General features: G+C 50.2%; 16 protein-coding genes, 4 tRNA genes and 1 pseudogene. 16 read left to right on the top strand and 5 right to left on the bottom strand.

All coding sequences use genetic code 11. The features are described 5' to 3' along the window. The first annotated feature begins 243 nt into the window (after positions 1-243). The 4 genes from B4113_RS04560 (at position 244) to B4113_RS04545 (ending at position 838) form a co-directional block, all read left to right on the top strand. A tRNA-Gly gene (locus tag B4113_RS04560) sits at positions 244-315 on the top strand. A gap of 9 nt (positions 316-324) precedes the next feature. Beyond that, a tRNA-Arg gene (locus B4113_RS04555) sits at positions 325-398 on the top strand. 102 nt (positions 399-500) lie between these two features. Continuing rightward, positions 501-571, top strand: a tRNA-Gly gene (locus B4113_RS04550). 190 nt (positions 572-761) lie between these two features. Further along, positions 762-838: transfer RNA gene (locus B4113_RS04545), tRNA-Arg, on the top strand. A 120-nt stretch (positions 839-958) separates the two neighbouring features. Here the strand turns inward: B4113_RS04545 and B4113_RS20325 are convergent. Next, a pseudogene (locus B4113_RS20325) lies at positions 959-1,213 on the bottom strand (tyrosine-type recombinase/integrase); the annotation flags it as partial. Positions 1,214-1,264: 51 nt separating this feature from the next. Here B4113_RS20325 and B4113_RS04540 point away from each other — a divergent pair. The 6 genes from B4113_RS04540 (at position 1,265) to B4113_RS04505 (ending at position 5,805) form a co-directional block, all read left to right on the top strand. Continuing rightward, positions 1,265-2,083, top strand: a complete 819-nt coding sequence (locus B4113_RS04540) for a hypothetical protein (protein WP_033844049.1) — start codon at positions 1,265-1,267, stop codon at positions 2,081-2,083. 51 nt (positions 2,084-2,134) lie between these two features. Further along, positions 2,135-2,839, top strand: a complete 705-nt coding sequence (locus B4113_RS04535; protein ID WP_033844048.1) for an N-acetylmuramoyl-L-alanine amidase — start codon at positions 2,135-2,137, stop codon at positions 2,837-2,839. A 66-nt stretch (positions 2,840-2,905) separates the two neighbouring features. After that, complete coding sequence (locus B4113_RS04530) at positions 2,906-3,676, top strand: hypothetical protein (protein WP_033844047.1); 771 nt, start codon at positions 2,906-2,908, stop codon at positions 3,674-3,676. Positions 3,677-4,066: 390 nt separating this feature from the next. Beyond that, positions 4,067-4,315, top strand: coding sequence for a helix-turn-helix domain-containing protein (locus B4113_RS04515; protein ID WP_033844045.1), 249 nt, complete (start codon positions 4,067-4,069; stop codon positions 4,313-4,315). 118 nt (positions 4,316-4,433) lie between these two features. After that, positions 4,434-4,955, top strand: coding sequence for an Ltp family lipoprotein (locus B4113_RS04510; protein ID WP_033844044.1), 522 nt, complete (start codon positions 4,434-4,436; stop codon positions 4,953-4,955). Positions 4,956-5,256: 301 nt separating this feature from the next. Then, positions 5,257-5,805 carry a YpiB family protein gene (locus B4113_RS04505; RefSeq protein WP_033844043.1) on the top strand — a complete coding sequence of 183 codons (549 nt, stop codon included), beginning with the start codon at positions 5,257-5,259 and terminating at the stop codon, positions 5,803-5,805. 118 nt (positions 5,806-5,923) lie between these two features. Here B4113_RS04505 and B4113_RS04500 read toward each other — a convergent pair whose 3' ends face one another. The 3 genes from B4113_RS04500 to B4113_RS19390 all read right to left on the bottom strand — a co-directional run bounded on the left by B4113_RS04500 (position 5,924) and on the right by B4113_RS19390 (position 8,645). Next, positions 5,924-7,051: an FAD-binding oxidoreductase gene (locus tag B4113_RS04500; protein ID WP_033844042.1), complete on the bottom strand. Its 1,128-nt coding sequence runs from the start codon at positions 7,049-7,051 to the stop codon at positions 5,924-5,926. 399 nt (positions 7,052-7,450) lie between these two features. Next, complete coding sequence (locus tag B4113_RS04495) at positions 7,451-8,293, bottom strand: MBL fold metallo-hydrolase (RefSeq protein WP_033844041.1); 843 nt, start codon at positions 8,291-8,293, stop codon at positions 7,451-7,453. Between the two features lie 61 nt (positions 8,294-8,354). After that, the gene (locus B4113_RS19390) at positions 8,355-8,645 is read right to left on the bottom strand and encodes a hypothetical protein (RefSeq protein ID WP_153017127.1); all 291 of its coding nucleotides are present in this window, start codon (positions 8,643-8,645) and stop codon (positions 8,355-8,357) included. A gap of 455 nt (positions 8,646-9,100) precedes the next feature. Here B4113_RS19390 and B4113_RS04490 point away from each other — a divergent pair, with 455 nt between their 5' ends. The 4 genes from B4113_RS04490 (at position 9,101) to B4113_RS04475 (ending at position 11,230) form a co-directional block, all read left to right on the top strand. Further along, the gene (locus B4113_RS04490; protein ID WP_033844040.1) at positions 9,101-9,358 is read left to right on the top strand and encodes a membrane protein; all 258 of its coding nucleotides are present in this window, start codon (positions 9,101-9,103) and stop codon (positions 9,356-9,358) included. A gap of 50 nt (positions 9,359-9,408) precedes the next feature. Then, positions 9,409-9,726, top strand: coding sequence for a YbjQ family protein (locus tag B4113_RS04485; protein WP_033844039.1), 318 nt, complete (start codon positions 9,409-9,411; stop codon positions 9,724-9,726). 257 nt (positions 9,727-9,983) lie between these two features. Then, positions 9,984-10,292, top strand: a complete 309-nt coding sequence (locus tag B4113_RS04480; RefSeq protein ID WP_033021268.1) for a helix-turn-helix transcriptional regulator — start codon at positions 9,984-9,986, stop codon at positions 10,290-10,292. 14 nt (positions 10,293-10,306) lie between these two features. Beyond that, positions 10,307-11,230, top strand: coding sequence for a cation diffusion facilitator family transporter (locus B4113_RS04475; RefSeq protein ID WP_033844038.1), 924 nt, complete (start codon positions 10,307-10,309; stop codon positions 11,228-11,230). A gap of 140 nt (positions 11,231-11,370) precedes the next feature. On the opposite strand, the gene B4113_RS04470 is transcribed toward B4113_RS04475, so the two are convergent. Further along, positions 11,371-12,249: a LysR family transcriptional regulator gene (locus B4113_RS04470; RefSeq protein ID WP_033844037.1), complete on the bottom strand. Its 879-nt coding sequence runs from the start codon at positions 12,247-12,249 to the stop codon at positions 11,371-11,373. A gap of 577 nt (positions 12,250-12,826) precedes the next feature. Between B4113_RS04470 and B4113_RS04460 the strand changes: the two genes are divergently transcribed. Further along, positions 12,827-14,656 carry an assimilatory sulfite reductase (NADPH) flavoprotein subunit gene (locus B4113_RS04460; protein WP_033844035.1) on the top strand — a complete coding sequence of 610 codons (1,830 nt, stop codon included), beginning with the start codon at positions 12,827-12,829 and terminating at the stop codon, positions 14,654-14,656. Between the two features lie 24 nt (positions 14,657-14,680). Next, complete coding sequence (gene cysI, locus B4113_RS04455; protein ID WP_033844034.1) at positions 14,681-16,402, top strand: assimilatory sulfite reductase (NADPH) hemoprotein subunit; 1,722 nt, start codon at positions 14,681-14,683, stop codon at positions 16,400-16,402. The last annotated feature ends 441 nt before the right edge of the window (positions 16,403-16,843 follow it).

Below are 16,843 nucleotides of genomic sequence, written 5' to 3'. Positions count from 1 at the left end.
GGGTGCTTGCACCCCGAGGGAGAAGGTGATTTGACCCCGAGCGGCGGCGAGCCGGAGCTAGACAGGACGAAAAGCGCAGGACGCCCACCGATCGGCGAAACGCGCTGGAGGGCCTGCGAGGAGGTTATGCCGCCACAGCAGGACCGAAGCGCCGCAAGCCGATGGCGGCCGGAGCTAGATAGGACGATACGCGGCTTCTTCCGATGGTTATCTAGTTTTGAAGGAATGAATTTCTCTCATGATGCGGAAGTAGTTCAGTGGTAGAACACCACCTTGCCAAGGTGGGGGTCGCGGGTTCGAGTCCCGTCTTCCGCTCTCTGCTGTGCGCTCGTAGCTCAATTGGATAGAGCATCTGACTACGGATCAGAAGGTTAGGGGTTCGAATCCTCTCGAGCGCGTCCAATCAATTTTGTAAAAAGGTATTGACAAAATAACTGTTAATGATTATATTTTTATTGCAACCCTCGCTCTTGGTTGTGAGGACAAATTAATGAAATTATGCGGGTGTAGTTTAATGGTAAAACCTCAGCTTCCCAAGCTGAAGTCGTGGGTTCGATTCCCATCACCCGCTTTTCTTTATTTAAAGAAACGGTGAAGGATGTCAGGCCATCACTTGCATTGCATCCGAGCAGCTCAGCAGGATAGAGCAACGAGCGAGACATCCTCGAATGAGCTGCGAGTTGCCCCGACGCATCAAGCTTCTTTGCGTGAGCTGGTAGAGGAAGGGGCAGCGATGAAAATTAGAGTGTCATCTTGGTTATGTCCCAGTAGCTCAGTAGGATAGAGCAGCGGCCTTCTAAGCCGTCGGTCGGGAGTTCGAGTCTCTCCTGGGACGCCACTTACATACGATCGGTTCGGGTTAACAGTGCTGAAACCCTTGCTATGACCGCATTTGCGGTCGTTTTTCATTTTTTAGGAATTCCAAAAAAACGATAGAATCGGAAAAAATTTTGCACGGCTATTTGGCATGATACAGCTCCTCCATCGCGAGATCAACTTGCCGAGACTCTTTTTGCTCCATCTCATCTAAAATATGCGAGTACGTTTGCAGCGTGGTTACATTATCTTTATGTCTAAGACGCCGAGAAACGTATTTGATATTTACTCCGTTATATAAGAGCATGGATGCGTGAGTATGACGGAGCCCGTGGCAAGTGATCGTTTTAATCCCGATTTTTTTGCATAATGGTCGCAACGTTTTATTGACTGCGTTATATTGGTTAAAATGGTAACGACATAATAAGGCCAAGGGGGAGGGTTCGAGTTGGGGAAATGGATTTTGGGCTTGTTAGCTGCCATTGTTTTAGGGATCGGGTTTTTTGCAATGAGCGATAAGGATGCCCAAAGTACCAAACCTGCCTCAAATACACAGCAGTGGAAATTGGAACAAAAAGAACAACTGACTTTCGGCGTCGATCCACATAATCACCCTGAATACAAATCGAATTTTGAGCTCTACTTTGCTCATCTGAATTCTGCTGTTCTCGTGGACAAAGCAAATGTTGATAATGGCGGAAAGACTTTAAGTAACGAAGATTATAAGAGAATTTTAAACGATATCAGAAAGAACTTGGGCAATATCAAATATGACGGCGAAAAGAGAGATGAGCTAAACAGAGTGAAAAAGCTGGTGAATCAAGCGATTCAAAACAACGCAATCAAAGGCGATGAGATTTTTTACGAGATTCACCAAACCATTCATGAGTTAGATAAGCACTTTAACACAACTTATTTTGTGGATGAAGTTCCAAACAAACAATCTGAAGCGTCGTTTTTCATTGAGAAAAGTGAATATAGCGACGTATATTATTGGCTGAAAGGCATGAGCGAATCGCTTCACTCAGGCGAATACGCACCATATTCCAGCAGAGAAGACTTCTTGTCTCACATGGCTCATGTTGGCTATGTTTATGCAAGGCATTTTTATAATCTTGAAGATCAACTTTCGATGAAAACAAAATTAAGTGAGCTGATTCAACTGTTTGGAGAAATGAGAAATGAAAATGATTATAACAAATATGGGGAGTATATCGAACAATTTGATGCCATTTATGATGAAATCCAAAAAGAACGACGCCTGTAAAGGGCGTTTTTTGTTTGCCTTTTATTCCAAACTATCGAAGGAGGAATGAATATGGCTGACTTCATTCAAGTCATCGACCCCGGCCACGGCGGCCACGATCCGGGTGCGGTGGCGAATGGGCTTCGTGAGAAAGATTTGACGCTGAAAATCGCGCTCTATACGAGAGACTACATTCATGAGCTATACGAAGGTGTCAAGGTCTATCTCACTCGCGACAAAGATGTGTTTGTCAGCTTGAGCGACCGCGCTGATTTTGCCAATCGCTTAGGAGCAGACCATTTTTGTAGTATTCACATCAACGCAGGGGGCGGAGAGGGATTCGAGTCGTACATTTATAACGGCTCGTATTCTAGCAAACCGAAAACGCAGGCATTGAGAAACGTTTTGCACGATGCCATTGTTGCCGAAACGAAATTTGCCAATCGCGGGAAGAAAGAGGCGAACCTTGCCATTCTCCGCGAGACGAAGATGCCTGCCGTTCTGACGGAGAATGGGTTTATTGACAATAAAAATGATGCTGATTTTTTGAAGTCGGATGACAATCTACGGAAGTTCGCACTGGCGCATGCACACGGGCTGGCCAAAGCGCATGGATGGAAACCGAAAGCGAAACCTGTGACGAAATCGCCTACCAGTCGGAAAGTCTTCTATCGAGTGGTGGCAGGCAGTTTCGCGGATCGGGAAAATGCTGAAAAACGAGTAAGGGAGTTGAAAGAAAAAGGGCTTGATTCCTTTATTGATGTATACAGAGCCTAACTACTTTCAAACGGAAAGGAGGTGATTTATGATAAAGGTAAATACCAAATCTAGGAGGTTTTACAAATGAAACTGTACAAACCAATGATTGGTATGTTGGTCGCTGTCTTGTTGTCGGGGTGCTCTGATTCTCCGGAAAAAGAGTCGAAAGAACCAGACAAGCCTAAGGCAGAACAGACAGAACAAGAGCGAAACACGAAGCAGGATAGCCAAAGAGAAGAACAGAGCAAGAAGAAGGGGACTCGAAACGAAGAACAAAGCTCCAAACAGGAAGATAGGTCAGAGAACCAACAATCAAAAATTGCTGAGTACGAAGCTATTCGGTCATACGTTGGGCAAAAAGTAAACTGGAAGCCGGGTGTGAAAGAGAGCATTCAAAAGTTTGTCCGGGACCACCATCAATTTTATGAGGACACGCTAACCTACGGGAGAATCAAGAATGTCAATTGGGAGCAACAAAAGAAGCACGCTGATGCCTTGATTAAGGAAGCAAAAGCAATCATCCCTGAAATCACGGAACAGATCAAAACCATGGAACAGAACAACTTGCTGGATATAGTATCTATTGATGACGATCCGAGAGATTTGAAATTGGATTTTGAAGTTCTCGAGGTTGTTCTCGAAATTGCAACAAGCCAAAAAGATACAACCGGCTTGGTGTATGCACATCGGATTTTGCACGACTTGGATGTTGAATTGAACGGGACGAAGACGCACAAATTCGGGATGAGTTCATACTATCATGGTGGTGAGAATCGTCCAGAACTATGGAAATATATCGAAAAAAACGGAAGAGAGCGCCCACTTTCTTGGAATGAACAAAAAAGCAAGAGGTGATACGGAATGGATATCATTGCAATCAGAATATTTTTACGCTTGCGGCTCTCGCAACGTTGATTAAAACCATCCTCGAAATCAACGAAAAAATCGATGCGAAGCGCAAGCATAAGAAACAAAAAAACGATAAGCTAACGAGGGGATGGGGTTACCGCCAACCTCACCCTCTCAAGAATATTATATCCGTTCTTCCACACAAATTCCAATGAAGAAATGGTTCAAAAAAATCGAAGCGACAGATTGCTTTTTCGCAATGTTGTTCCTGTCTTGGTTGAACGAAATTGATTTCCACAACATGACGATTTTAAGATGGATCACGTTGGTGCTTGTTGCAGCTTGGGTGATCATGATCGTGATCAAATACAAATTGAAATTCGAGGGTGATGAATGATGGAATACCACTTGAAGAACCGGGAAGAAGTGGAGTGCTTCATTAAAAATGAAGTCCTCACCACTTCCGAAGTGGTTGAAATTCTTGGAGTTACTCGTCAACGGATTAGTCAAATGATTTCCGCTGGCAAGTTGAATCCGATAAAAAAATTACGTGGTGATAGCTTGTTTTTACGGCGGGATATTGAAGAAAGAAAAAAAGAACTTGAGGCATTGCGTAAGAAATATCGCCCGTATGATGATAAATAATGGGTCCCCTGCTGTTTAGCGGGGGGATTATTTTATTTCCAATTACATATTTCGACAATATTCGCGTTGTAAATATGGTACTTTTGGAATCGTGAAAATATATAAAGGAGGACAAAGTATGAGCGAAAAGAAAAAGAAACCAATCTACAAACGCTGGTGGGTGTGGGTGCTTGCTCTAATCATCATTGGAGCAATCGCATCTGGCGGTGAAGATAGCGAAACAACAAGCACAGAACCGAAAAAAGGGGCCAAGAGTGAAGAAGTCAAGAGCGAGCCAAAGAAAGAGGAGAAACAAGAAACTGAAGCTAAAGAAGAAAACACTCCAAAAGATGATGTTCCGCGGGAATACAAAGCAGCTTTAGAAAAGGCGAGACAATATGCCGAAACCATGTATATGTCAAAGGCTGCGATATATGAACAGTTAATCTCTGAATACGGTGAAGCATTTCCAGAGGATGCAGCAAAATACGCCATTGACAACCTTAAATGGGATTGGAAGGCGAATGCATTAGAGAAGGCTAAACAATACGCGGAACAAATGAAAATGTCCAACCAAGCAATTTATGAGCAATTAACTTCCGAATATGGCGAAAAATTCACTCCAGAGGAGGCGCAATACGCTATTGACCATTTGAGATAATGAGTAGAAGGGGCTGACCCAAAACGGGAATAATTGAGAAATGACATGATAAACACGTATCGCGATTAAGTCACCAGCCTCTTAGAGGGCTGGTGAAAAACGGTTGTTTCTCTTGAGCGATGAGGATCGTTTGAAAGGCGATCCGGATACGAACATGGCTTTTCTATATTGAAAAAACGAGATTGATAAGCGTCTTGTTTCCTTAAAATCATCAGCTTTTTTCAGTGTTCGCTATTTTAACGCTTATACATGAAGATCGAAACTGCGTTCTAATTATAGCTGATCGAAAAGGGGTGGGGCGATGAGATGGGTGTCGCCGCTAGAAAAGCGCCGTTTTTTGACGTCGTTCTTGCAAACGCATCGGTTAAAGCATCCTGACGCCCGCTTTGTGCTTCGTTATTTGCTTCAGCACCCCCATCTGCTGGAGAATGTGCATTTTACGGAAACCGAGCAAAAGCAGGCGCGGTGGCTGATCATTTCAACTGCGATGGCGGAAGAAGAGGGGCTTGTGTTTTATCGGCGCGGCCAAAAAAGCACGAGCCTGGCCACGATTATGGGCGATTTGGCGCTGCATCCAAATGAACCGCTCTATGTAACGCTTCACTTTCCAGGGAAACTGCGAAACGTTTCTTATCTCCGATTGATTGACCATCAAGCGTTTGAAAATGTGAGGCGGCATGAACGCGATGAGAAAATGGCGAAAGCGGTAGGACAGGTGCTCGATGAGGCGTTGAAGCGCCATGAAGTCGCGCGTTTGAAGCTGCAAATCGATCAAGCGTTGGATCGCAAGGACATGGAGCTGTTTTACAAGCTGACGGAACAGCTGAAACAATACGAAGGGCAAAGCTGAATTTCGTCACTTCGCTTTGCCCTGCGGCTTGTCGGCCGAAACGGTTGGCCGCGCTTCGGGCCGTGCGAGCACGAGCACATCGAGCGCCGGCAGATCGGCATGTTCCTGATCAAACCGGTCAGGGACGGCTCGGCCCGATGGCGGTCGACACTTCGTAGTCGTTCGGGTCGAGTTCGGTCGGCAGGCCGAGAACAAGGTTGGCCAGTTCCTTGCCGACATAAGGGCCGACGGTGAGGCCTGACGAGCCTAGTCCATTGCCGATGTACAGTCCAGATAGCCCCGGAAGCGCCCCAAAGACGGGGAGAAAGCCCGGTGTGCGCGGTCGGAATCCGACTCGTGTCTCGACATAAGTAAACGTGCAGAGGCCTGGTGCAAGCGCAAGCGCTTGGTTCAACAATTCGTGCATTCCTCCGGCCGTAGGGCGGGCGTCCCATCCTGCCTCGTCTTCGTGCGTCGTTCCGATCACCATTCGCCCTTTTGGGAAAGCGAGCATATAGTGATGGTTCGGCGGCATGACCACCGGCCACTCGGAAGTGTCCTGATTCGGATGTTCCAAATGGATCAGCTGCCCTTTTTGCGGGGTGACGAGCAGCTCGATGCCGAGAGGGCGAAGCAGCTCGCAGGCCCACACGCCGGCTGTGACGATGACGGCTTCAGCCGCATAGGTCGTACCGTCAGCGTCGACGCCAATGACGCGTGCCCCTTGATGGAGCAGGCGAGCGTTGGCGCGGACATAGGCGGCGCCGAGCTTGCGGGCCGCGTTGATGAGCGCGTCGCGCAATGCCCGGCCGTTGACGCGGGCAGCTCCGCTGACATAAATCGCATCGTATGTTTCGGCTAACGGTGGAAACAGCCTTTTCGCCTCTTTCGGTCCAAGTCGCACGATGTCCCCGATTTCTGGTGCCTCTTCGCGCCGTTTGCGCGCGCGCTCCGCCATTTGTTCCAGCTTTTGTTCATCGGTATGCAAGCAGAGGGCACCGACACGAGCATAACCGGTTTCTGTTTCCCCGTAAGATTGCAGCTCTTCGATAAGGGAAGGGTAAAACGCCGCTCCATTTTTCGCTAGCCGATACCATTTTTGGTTGCGGCGCTGCGACAGCCAAGGGCAGACGATCCCGGCCGCCGCATCGGTCGCTTGTCCTTTGTCATGGCGGTCGATGATCGTGACCGCCGCCCCTTCTTTGGCTAAGTGGTAAGCCGTCGCCGCCCCTAAAATACCAGCTCCGACAACAACGTACGATCCCATATTCACACCTTTTCTTTTTTTGGCTCATCACCCCAACAAGGACTTGCCAGACGGTACCTTTCTTTGAACAAATGTATGCAAAAAATCGTTTCTTTCTTGGCTGCATAAGTAAGGTACGTGATGAAAAATCAAGTCCAGCTTTTGGTGAAGAGCCTCTTTTTTCTACTAGCATATCATACGCCGGACGAACGGAGAAGCCAGAGGCGCAGCTCTGGTTTGCGACCGTGGGCATAGGAGACAGCGGTCATATCGGTGCGAGCGGGTCGGTCTGTTTTCTAAAAAAAGGAAAAAGGGCAGCGGGGGAGCTGCCCTAAAAAGTTGGTGAAAAACCGCTGTTTGCCTTGATGTTGTTTTTCGCCAGCCTTCTCAGCGTTTGACGGCGGCAAGCAAGGAGCGGCTTCAGCTGGCCTGCTGCTTCGCTTGGTAGTGCCGAATGACGGAACGGATGATATGGAGCGAGTCCCACTCTCCGCGGGAAAAAAAGACGATCGGATATTTTTTCGGAAACAGGAGCGCTTGAATTTGTTTGGGCGGCATTCCGTTTTTGTACAGGTCGATGATCGTATCCTGTAGTTCAAGCAAGTAGTCGAGCTTCCGCTGCAGCGCCTCACGCCCGTTCGGAAGGTAGCCGGCGTGGGCGCAGAAGACATCGCCGAAGTCGTGCGCCAACACGCGTTGCAACGAGGCGATGATCGTCGGGATGTCTTCTTCGCGCAGGATGACTTTCGTTTTCTCTTGGCAGTATAAGTCGCCGCTAAACAGCTGGCCCGTTTCGCGATTCAAAAAGACGACATGGTCCACAGCATGGCCCGGTGTCGGAATCACCTCCCATGTGGCGTTTCGCGAGGAAAACGCAGCGCCGATGGGCTCGGCGGCAAACGGGTCGCGCTTTCCCCAAAAGATTTTCCGATACAGCGGATAATCCGCCTTTTGTCGGCAATACTCGATCATTGGTTCATTCATATAGATGGGCAATCCCATCGTTTGTTGCAAAAACGCCGCACAACCGGTATGGTCTTCATGGTAATGGGTGATGACGACTTGATCGATGTCGTGCTGCTGAAAAAACGAGGCGAACTCGCTTTCCATCGATTTGGCTCCGGTATCAATGAGAACGCCGTCTGCGATGAAGCAGCGGACCGTAAGCCGAACGCCTTGAAACGAAGCGGTCGCTTTGGCGATGTGCACGTTGTTGACCGTTTCGGCTTCAAATCGTTTTTTGATGATTTTATGGATCCACATGGCGAGCGTTCCTCCCTTTGTGTGCAAATACTGCCACCATTATACCACAAAGAATGAATGTTCATTCATTTTTTTGTTGTTGAATGCGCCGATGCTTGAGGAGAGCGGTGGGTAAGAAAAAGTCGGCGGCTCCGGATTCGATCAGATCCGTTTTCCGTTCCTGTCGGGCGCCCCGGGCAGAGCGAAAAGGCGTTTTTCCCTTGCCTTTTAGGATGGGACGCAATGTCAAAAGAAAGCCTGCTATTGTTAAGCTTACTCCAATGGCGACTTGGTGAGTATCCCTTCTTTTTTGGGGATTGTGCATCTGTTCGAGAGAAACCAACCGGAAAAAGGAAGGGGCACGGTTTTTCAAATCATTTACTCGCCCGCTGCCGCGCGATGGCGGAAAAGTATCTAGGAGGCTGGTGATTGACTCGTGGATACGGCTTTGCCATCCCTTTTCTCAATTAGAAAAACCTTGTTGTATCGGGCCTGCTTTTCAATCATTCTTCCGTTGATGAAGGGAATCAGCGATTTTTCACCGGCCTTCTAGAAGGTTGGTGATTTAGGGCAAAATACTGCTGATTCCATTCTTTTTTCAATTAGAGAAACCTTGTAGAATCAGCTTTCGTTTCTGAATGAAAATGCCGCCGATTCGAGTGTGACAGCGGTTTTTCACCGGGCTTCTAGAGCTGTCGCTTCTATGAATGGACTAAACCGCTGGCGGTTGGCTCGTCAATATGGTAAAATGATGTAAACGGCCGTTAGTTGGGCTGTTGTCTCTCAACAAATGGATGGTTGGTGTTTGTTTGCGGGAGGTGAGGACCGATGAAAACGATGTGGCAAGCGTTTATGTTTTCAGCCGTCGCTCATATGATGTATTTTGCCGCAACGATTGGTTGGGGGTACTGGAAAACAACGATGTATCAACCTGACATCGTTAACGCTTGGGAGAGCGTCGGCCAGCTGCAAAACGAAGTGGTGTTCAGTCAAACAAGTTCACCGATTGTGTATGTATGGTCATTGATCGGTGTGACGGTGATTAGTGCGATCGTGCTCCATATGTATAAAGCGGCTCGGCAATAAAGGAACAGCAACGAATCAAACGTTTATGAGCGAGCGGGAGGGGATTGCTTATGATTGTGACCACGACCAGTACCATTCAAGGAAAAGAAATCGAGGAATACTTAGGCATTGTCGCGGGAGAGGTCATTTTGGGCGCCAATATCATCCGCGATTTCCTCGCCAGCATTACCGATATTATCGGCGGGCGAAGCGGAACGTATGAAAGCAAGCTGGCCGAAGGGCGGGAGACGGCGATCAAGGAGATGGTCGATCAGGCGAGAAGCCTTGGCGCCAATGCCGTGATCGGGGTGGATCTTGACTTTGAAACGCTGGGCGATGGCATGATGATGTGCATTGCCACGGGGACGGCGGTGCGGCTGAAACCGTAATGGGCGAGAGAGCATCGCAAAAGGGGAGACCGCTTTTTCTATACATCGGTTTCTGGTTCGTTCTATATGTTGTGTCTAGTCTATGTGGAAGGCAGGCCGACTTTTTGGGTCAGGCCTCTTTTTGTTTGGCTGCTATGGTGGAAATGTCAGTCAGCGGCAGTTTGTAGCGAGGCAAATGAGTTGACAATGAAAAAAAGGTCGGTTATGATTCATATATATGAACAAATGCTCATATATTAAAATGTGGGGGAACAGCCATGAACGCAGAGGATCATTCGTTTTTAGATCCACGTGTAATTGAGGAAGTGGCACAGATTTTTAAAGCGTTAGCCGATCCGACACGGATCAAAATTTTGTATTTGCTTTCCCAAGAAGAATGCCATGTTGGCCATATGGCGGAAGTGCTCGGCATGTCGCAATCGGCGGTTTCCCATCAGTTGGCGCTGCTGCGGACGTTGCGGCTTGTCAAATATCGCCGTGAGGGGAAAATGTTGGTGTACTCGTGCGATGACGAACATGTCATTTCGTTGCTCAAGCAGGCGGTTGATCACGCTCAACATTCATGAGGGGGAGAGAATGGATGCATCATCATGCGCATGGCCATTGCGATCACCATCACGGGCATCATCAAAGCAGAGAGGGCAATCAAAAAGGGTTGGCGATCGCCTTTAGCGTAACGGTCGGGATTATGGTGCTCGAGTTTGTCGGTGGGCTTGTGACGAACAGCTTGGCTCTTCTTTCCGATTCGGGGCATATGCTGAGTGATGCGGCTTCGCTTCTGTTAAGCTTGGTGGCGGTGTGGCTGGCATCGAGGCCCGTGTCGCCGAAGAGAACGTATGGATTTTACCGGTTTGAGATTTTAGCGGCGCTCGTAAACGGGGTCACGTTAGTGATCATTGCGATTTGGATTATTTGGGAAGCAATAGAACGATTAGTACACCCACCTGAAGTCGAGAGTGGAACAATGATGATCGTAGCCGCTGTCGGGTTGATAGCGAATCTCGTCAGCGCGTGGGTGTTGTTGCGCCAAGGAGACGTTAAAGAAAACGTCAATGTCCGCAGCGCATATCTTCATGTCCTCGGCGATGCGCTAGGTTCGGTCGGCGCGATCGCGGCGGGGCTTGTCATGTGGCTGTTTGGCTGGTATGCGGCCGATCCGCTTATCTCCATCTTGGTCGCCGTTTTGATTTTGCGAGGGGCCTTCGCCGTCGTTCGGCAGACGGTGCACATTTTAATGGAAGGAACGCCTGTGGCTATTGATCAAGCAGAAGTCAAAGCGGCGCTTTCCGGCATTGACGGGGTGGCCGATGTCCATGATTTGCATATTTGGACGATCACTTCCGGACTCGATTCGTTAAGCTGCCACTTGCTTATTGAAGATGGCCGCGATGCGCAGGCGATTTTGCAGCAGGCGATTGATTTAGTGGAAACCCGTTTTCACATTCGCCATGCGACCATTCAAATCGAAATGCCTCACATCCGCCATAGCGAAATGGAAGTGTAAAGGGCGGGCCGTTTGTGGCTCCGCCCTCTCTTGGTTGCCCGGCATATGTCTGCTGCCTTAGGCGGCCGTGAACCGTTGATCCGATGGAGGCGATGGGGGTGTGCCGGAGACAAAGACCGTGCGGAAAACGCCTTCGTCGTTTAACGGTTTTGCAATCTGTCAAGAAAAATGAGCACGGTTTGTTTGTTTTCCATCACCGGAGAATAGATGTAGGAAAACATTCGGTAAAACGGTGGGTGCTTCAAGCGGATGACTGACAGATGGCCGTGCTCGATGTCGCGGGCGACGACGCTGCGCGACAGCAAGGACAGGGCGTTGCCGTTGATTAACATTTCTTTGATGCCTTGGTTGCTGCTGATGATCATGAGTGATTTCACCTTTAATCCGTTGGAACGGATGAAGTGGTTGAAATATTCCCTTGTCCCTGATCCGACTTCGCGCGCCACCCATGCTTCATTTTGCAAATCGGTGATCGCCACTTCCTCTTTTTGTGCCAATTCGTGGCGGTTGGAAGCGACGATGACAAGTTCGTCCTGCATGAACGGGTGAACGGACAGCTCTTTTTCGTTCGTTTGCCCTTCGATCAAGCCGATATCCACTTGGTACGAGCGGACGAGTTCGACGATTTCTTTTGTGTTGCCGATTATTACCTCAAGTTCGAGTTCCGGGTAGCGCTGTTGGAAGTCGAGCAAAAACGGCGGCAAAATATACTCCCCGATCGTAAAGCTGGCGCCGATTTTTAATCCGCCTTTCACCGAGTGGTGATGCTCTAAAATGTCTTGTTTCGTCTGTTCATAAAGCGCCATCATTTGTTTGGCGCGGTCATACAGGAGTTCACCGGTCGGCGTCATTCGCAGCTGCTTCGGGGAACGGATAAACAGTTTCGTTTGAAACTCTTTTTCCAAGTTTTTAATATGCAAGCTGACACTCGGCTGGGAGAGGTGGAGAATCTCGGCTGTTTTTGTGAAATTTTTCACTTCTGCCAGCGTAATGAACGTTTTTAGTTCATCGTAGTACATCAGTGATTCCTCCATCTGCGGTTGAATCGGGCTGTCGGCTTCCTGCCGTATTTTGGTGGAACGGGTTTTGTGCCGACGGTCGCTGGCTACCACCGGCCATGACGATCGAGGTAGCCCCATTTTCGCAATTAGAGAAACTTAGCGGTACCGGTGCGGCGTATTGATTGACGGAAACCGCTGTTTTTCACTCGCCTGCTAGGCGAGTTTGGATGTTCATGGCTGGGAGGCGAACACCGTTCAATCATGGGTTGTTCACGGCTGGGAAGCAAGCGTCGTGCTTGATCATCATGACCGGGAGCGAGCGTTGTGTAATTATGGATGTGTTAGTTGTGGAAAAATTTTCCTTTTCAAACGGCAGGCTGGCGCTTTTTTGGTTGGATCCATTAGAAATATTAATCATGTTAATAATTTATATTTATTTTACTAATGTTCTGTTTTAGGGTAAAGTGTAAATATGATCTATATTTAAAGTCTACTTATTTTATAGGAATAATGGATATTTGGCGCTGGTGCTTGAATAGGAAGCGACCATGGCGCCATCGTTCCATGCGACTTTTCGATTGAGGGGTGGACACCGTTGCAGCTGCAAGTAACCAACAGTCCGTTTACTCAGGAGCAGATTGAGCTCCTGAACCGTTTGTTGCCGACGCTGACGCCGTTGCAAAAGCTTTGGCTGAGCGGGTATTTGGCTGCGGCCGAGGCGGCGGTCACCGTGTTGGACGCCAATGCGCCGGCGCTGTTTGCCGGAGGCGGCAAGCCGGTTTCGAAAGAAGTGACCGTTCTTTACGGTTCGCAAACCGGCAATGCGCAAAAGTTGGCGGAAAAAGCCGGCAAGGCGCTCAAGGAGCGCGGCTTTGAGGCGAAAGTGTTGTCGATGCTTGAGTTTAAGCCGAATGAATTAAAGAAAGTGGAGACGCTGCTCATTGTCGTGAGCACGCACGGGGAAGGCGATCCGCCGGACAATGCGGTGTCGTTTTACGAATTCCTCCACAGCAAGCGGGCGCCAAAACTGGATCATCTCCGTTTCTCCGTCCTCGCGCTCGGCGATACGTCGTACGAGCAGTTTTGCCAGACGGGGAAAGATTTCGACAAGCGGCTCGAGGAGCTGGGTGGAACGCGGTTTTATCCGCGCGTCGATTGCGATGTCGATTACGAGGAAGCGGCGGCGAAATGGCTTGACGGCGTGCTTGGCGAGTTGAGCAAAGAGGCAAACGCCAGCGGTGGGGCAACTCCTCTCTTGTCGGCAGTGGCTGCGGCGCCGAAAGCGGAGCCGGCCGTCGTCTATTCGCGGAAAAATCCGTTCCCGGCCGAGGTGTTGGAAAACATCAACTTAAACGGCCGCGGGTCGAACAAGGAAACGCGCCATTTAGAATTGTCGCTTGAAGGATCGGGCTTGAAATATGAGCCGGGCGATGCGCTTGGCATTTTCCCGAAAAACGATCCGGAGCTTGTCGACCTCATCATCCAAGAAATGAAATGGAATCCGGAAGAAACGGTGACGATCGATAAAGATGGGGAAGTGCGGTCGCTGAAAGAAGCGCTCACGTCCCATTTTGAAATCACCGTTTTGACGAAAGCGCTGCTGCAAAAACTGGCGCCGCTGTCGAAAAACAGCGCCATTCAAGAGCTTGTGTCGCCAGGCAATGAGGCGAAGCTGAAAGAGTACGCCAAAGGCCGCGACTTGCTCGATGCCTTGCGCGATTTCGGCCCGTGGGACGCCGCGCCGCAACAACTCATTTCCATCCTGCGGAAAATGCCGCCGCGCCTGTATTCGATCGCGAGCAGCTTAGCCGCGTATCCGGACGAGGTGCATTTGACGATCGGGGCGGTTCGCTATCAGTCTTACGGCCGCCTGCGCAAAGGGGTATGCTCAACCTTTTGCGCCGAGCGCGTCCCAATCGGCGACACCTTGCCGGTCTTTGTGCAGCCGAACCCGAATTTTAAGCTGCCGAAGGATCCGGACACGCCGATCATCATGATTGGTCCAGGAACCGGGGTGGCGCCGTTTCGCGCCTTTATGCAAGAGCGCGAGGCGACAGGCGCGAGCGGAAAATCATGGTTGTTCTTTGGCGACCAACATTTTATGACCGATTTCTTGTACCAGACGGAATGGCTCGCGTGGCTGAAAAGCGGCGTACTGACCAAAATGGATGTCGCCTTCTCGCGCGATACGGAGCAAAAAGTGTACGTTCAGCACCGGATGCTCGAACGAAGCAAGGAGCTGTTCGGCTGGCTTGAGGAAGGCGCCGTCGTCTACGTATGCGGCGACAAGCAGCACATGGCGCGCGACGTCCATCAGACGCTCATCGATATTATCGAAAAAGAAGGCGGTATGAGCCGCGAACAAGCAGAAGCGTATGTCACTGAGATGCAAAAGCAAAAACGGTACCAACGCGATGTCTATTAATCGAAAAAAGGAGTGGGAAGGAAAATGGCGAAAGTCATCTTAACGGCGCCGGACGGACCGCCAAGCGATGTCGAGCGCATCAAGCAGGAAAGCCGTTACTTGCGCGGCACGCTCGCTGAAACGATGGAAGACCCGCTCAGCGCGGGCATTCCCGATGATGACAACCGGCTGATGAAGTTCCACGGCAGCTACTTACAAGACGACCGGGATGTCCGCACCGAGCGGCAAAAACAAAAGCTTGAGCCGGCGTATCAGTTTATGATCCGCGTCCGCACGCCGGGTGGGGTGGCGACGCCGGAGCAGTGGCTGGTCATGGATGAAATCGCCCGCAAATACGCCAACGGCACGTTGAAACTGACGACGCGTCAAGCGTTTCAATTGCATGGCGTCTTGAAATGGAACGTGAAAAAGACGATGCAAGCCATCAACAGCGCTTTGATGACGACGCTTGCCGCTTGCGGCGATGTCAATCGGAACGTGATGTGCAACCCGAATCCGTACCAGTCGGAAGTGCACGCGGAAGTGTACGAATGGGCGAAGCTGATCAGCGACCATTTGTTGCCGCGGACACGGGCGTATTATGAAATTTGGCTGGATGATGAAAAAGTGGCGGGGACGCCTTCAGTCGACGGGGAGGAAGAACCGATTTACGGCCCGACCTATTTGCCGCGGAAATTTAAAATCGGCATCGCCGTTCCGCCTTCGAACGATGTCGATGTGTTCTCGCAAGACATTGGGTTCATCGCGATTGTCGAGGACGGCAAGCTTGCCGGGTTTAACGTCGCCATCGGCGGCGGCATGGGGATGACCCACGGCGACAAAACAACCTATCCGCAGCTCGCCAAAGTGATCGGCTTCTGCCGTCCGGATCAAGTCGTGGACGTGGCGGAGAAAATTATGACCGTGCAGCGCGACTACGGCAACCGCTCGTCACGCAAACACGCCCGCTTCAAATACACGATCGACCGGCTTGGCTTGGAAGCGGTCAAAGAGGAAATTGAGCGCCGGTTGGGTTGGAAGTTTGAGGAAGCGCGTCCATACCATTTTGAACATAGCGGCGACCGCTACGGCTGGGTTGAGGGCGTCAATGGAACGTGGCATTTCACCCTCTTTGTCGAAGGCGGCCGCGTCAAAGATTACGATGATTACAAGCTGATGACCGGCTTGCGCGAAATCGCCACCGTTCATACCGGCGATTTTCGGCTGACGCCGAACCAAAATTTAGTCATCGCCAATGTGACGAGCGAGAAAAAACCGGAAATCGAGGCGCTGATCGCCAAGTACGGCCTGACCGACGGACGCCGGTACACCGCCTTGCGCCGCAACGCGCTCGCCTGTGTGGCGCTGCCGACATGCGGCCTCGCGATGGCCGAAGCGGAGCGGTACTTGCCGAAACTGCTCGATAAAATTGAGGAAATCATCGATGAAAACGGCTTGCGCGACGAAGAAATCACGATCCGCATGACGGGCTGTCCGAACGGCTGCGCCCGCCACGTGCTCGCTGAAATCGCCTTCGTCGGCAAAGCGGTCGGCAAATACAATATGTACCTCGGCGCCGCCTTCAACGGCACGCGCCTTGGCAAACTGTATCGCGAAAACATCGGCGAAGAAGACATTTTGCGCGAACTGCGCGTCCTTTTGTCCCGCTACGCGAAAGAGCGGCTTGACGGCGAACGTTTTGGCGACTTCGTCATCCGCGCCGGCATCGTCAAAGAAGTCACAGACGGAACGAATTTCCATGATTAAGATGATGCGGATTCATTTTGGCTGGAGCTGACCTAAAAAGTCGTCTGTCTTCAAGATCAGCATCCAGTGCACATATAGCGATGGAAGAAGGTGTCCCGAGCTTTTTGGGGCACCTTCTGTTTTTCTGTAAACATCACCCGTCGGTGAGCCGTGATGTTCATGCTGGGGCGAGGAGCAACATTTCCTCATGGATGTTTTTGTCGCCAACGCGCGATGATTGGCCGTCTTGCTGCTATGTTGTCTGATGAATCGGAATTTACGAAACATTGAAACTGTAGTAGTATGGTAGTAAAGCGATAAGTTGTTTGCGACGGCGCAGTCAAACATTGTTTCAAAGAAGGCTGGCCGTTGTGATGATGTTCACAGAAAAGTTCCATGGGCAGCGCGATTTGCCCTCCACCCGGGGATGAAAATCCCGCGTCAGTTCGGCATTTTCACGGA

This window comes from Geobacillus sp. B4113_201601 (assembly GCF_001587475.1).
Taxonomy (GTDB): Bacteria; Bacillota; Bacilli; order Bacillales; family Anoxybacillaceae; genus Geobacillus; species Geobacillus icigianus.
This window is presented reverse-complemented; position numbering and strand designations above follow the sequence as displayed.

Coding starts and splice junctions, on each gene's coding strand:
- B4113_RS04535 (WP_033844048.1), top strand. CDS start 2,135: ATGGCTGACTTCATTCAAGTCATCGACCCCGGCCACGGCGGCCACGAT.
- B4113_RS04530 (WP_033844047.1), top strand. CDS start 2,906: ATGAAACTGTACAAACCAATGATTGGTATGTTGGTCGCTGTCTTGTTG.
- B4113_RS04515 (WP_033844045.1), top strand. CDS start 4,067: ATGGAATACCACTTGAAGAACCGGGAAGAAGTGGAGTGCTTCATTAAA.
- B4113_RS04510 (WP_033844044.1), top strand. CDS start 4,434: ATGAGCGAAAAGAAAAAGAAACCAATCTACAAACGCTGGTGGGTGTGG.
- B4113_RS04505 (WP_033844043.1), top strand. CDS start 5,257: ATGAGATGGGTGTCGCCGCTAGAAAAGCGCCGTTTTTTGACGTCGTTC.
- B4113_RS04500 (WP_033844042.1), bottom strand. CDS start 7,051: ATGGGATCGTACGTTGTTGTCGGAGCTGGTATTTTAGGGGCGGCGACG.
- B4113_RS04495 (WP_033844041.1), bottom strand. CDS start 8,293: ATGTGGATCCATAAAATCATCAAAAAACGATTTGAAGCCGAAACGGTC.
- B4113_RS04490 (WP_033844040.1), top strand. CDS start 9,101: ATGAAAACGATGTGGCAAGCGTTTATGTTTTCAGCCGTCGCTCATATG.
- B4113_RS04485 (WP_033844039.1), top strand. CDS start 9,409: ATGATTGTGACCACGACCAGTACCATTCAAGGAAAAGAAATCGAGGAA.
- B4113_RS04480 (WP_033021268.1), top strand. CDS start 9,984: ATGAACGCAGAGGATCATTCGTTTTTAGATCCACGTGTAATTGAGGAA.
- B4113_RS04475 (WP_033844038.1), top strand. CDS start 10,307: ATGCATCATCATGCGCATGGCCATTGCGATCACCATCACGGGCATCAT.
- B4113_RS04470 (WP_033844037.1), bottom strand. CDS start 12,249: ATGTACTACGATGAACTAAAAACGTTCATTACGCTGGCAGAAGTGAAA.
- cysI (WP_033844034.1), top strand. CDS start 14,681: ATGGCGAAAGTCATCTTAACGGCGCCGGACGGACCGCCAAGCGATGTC.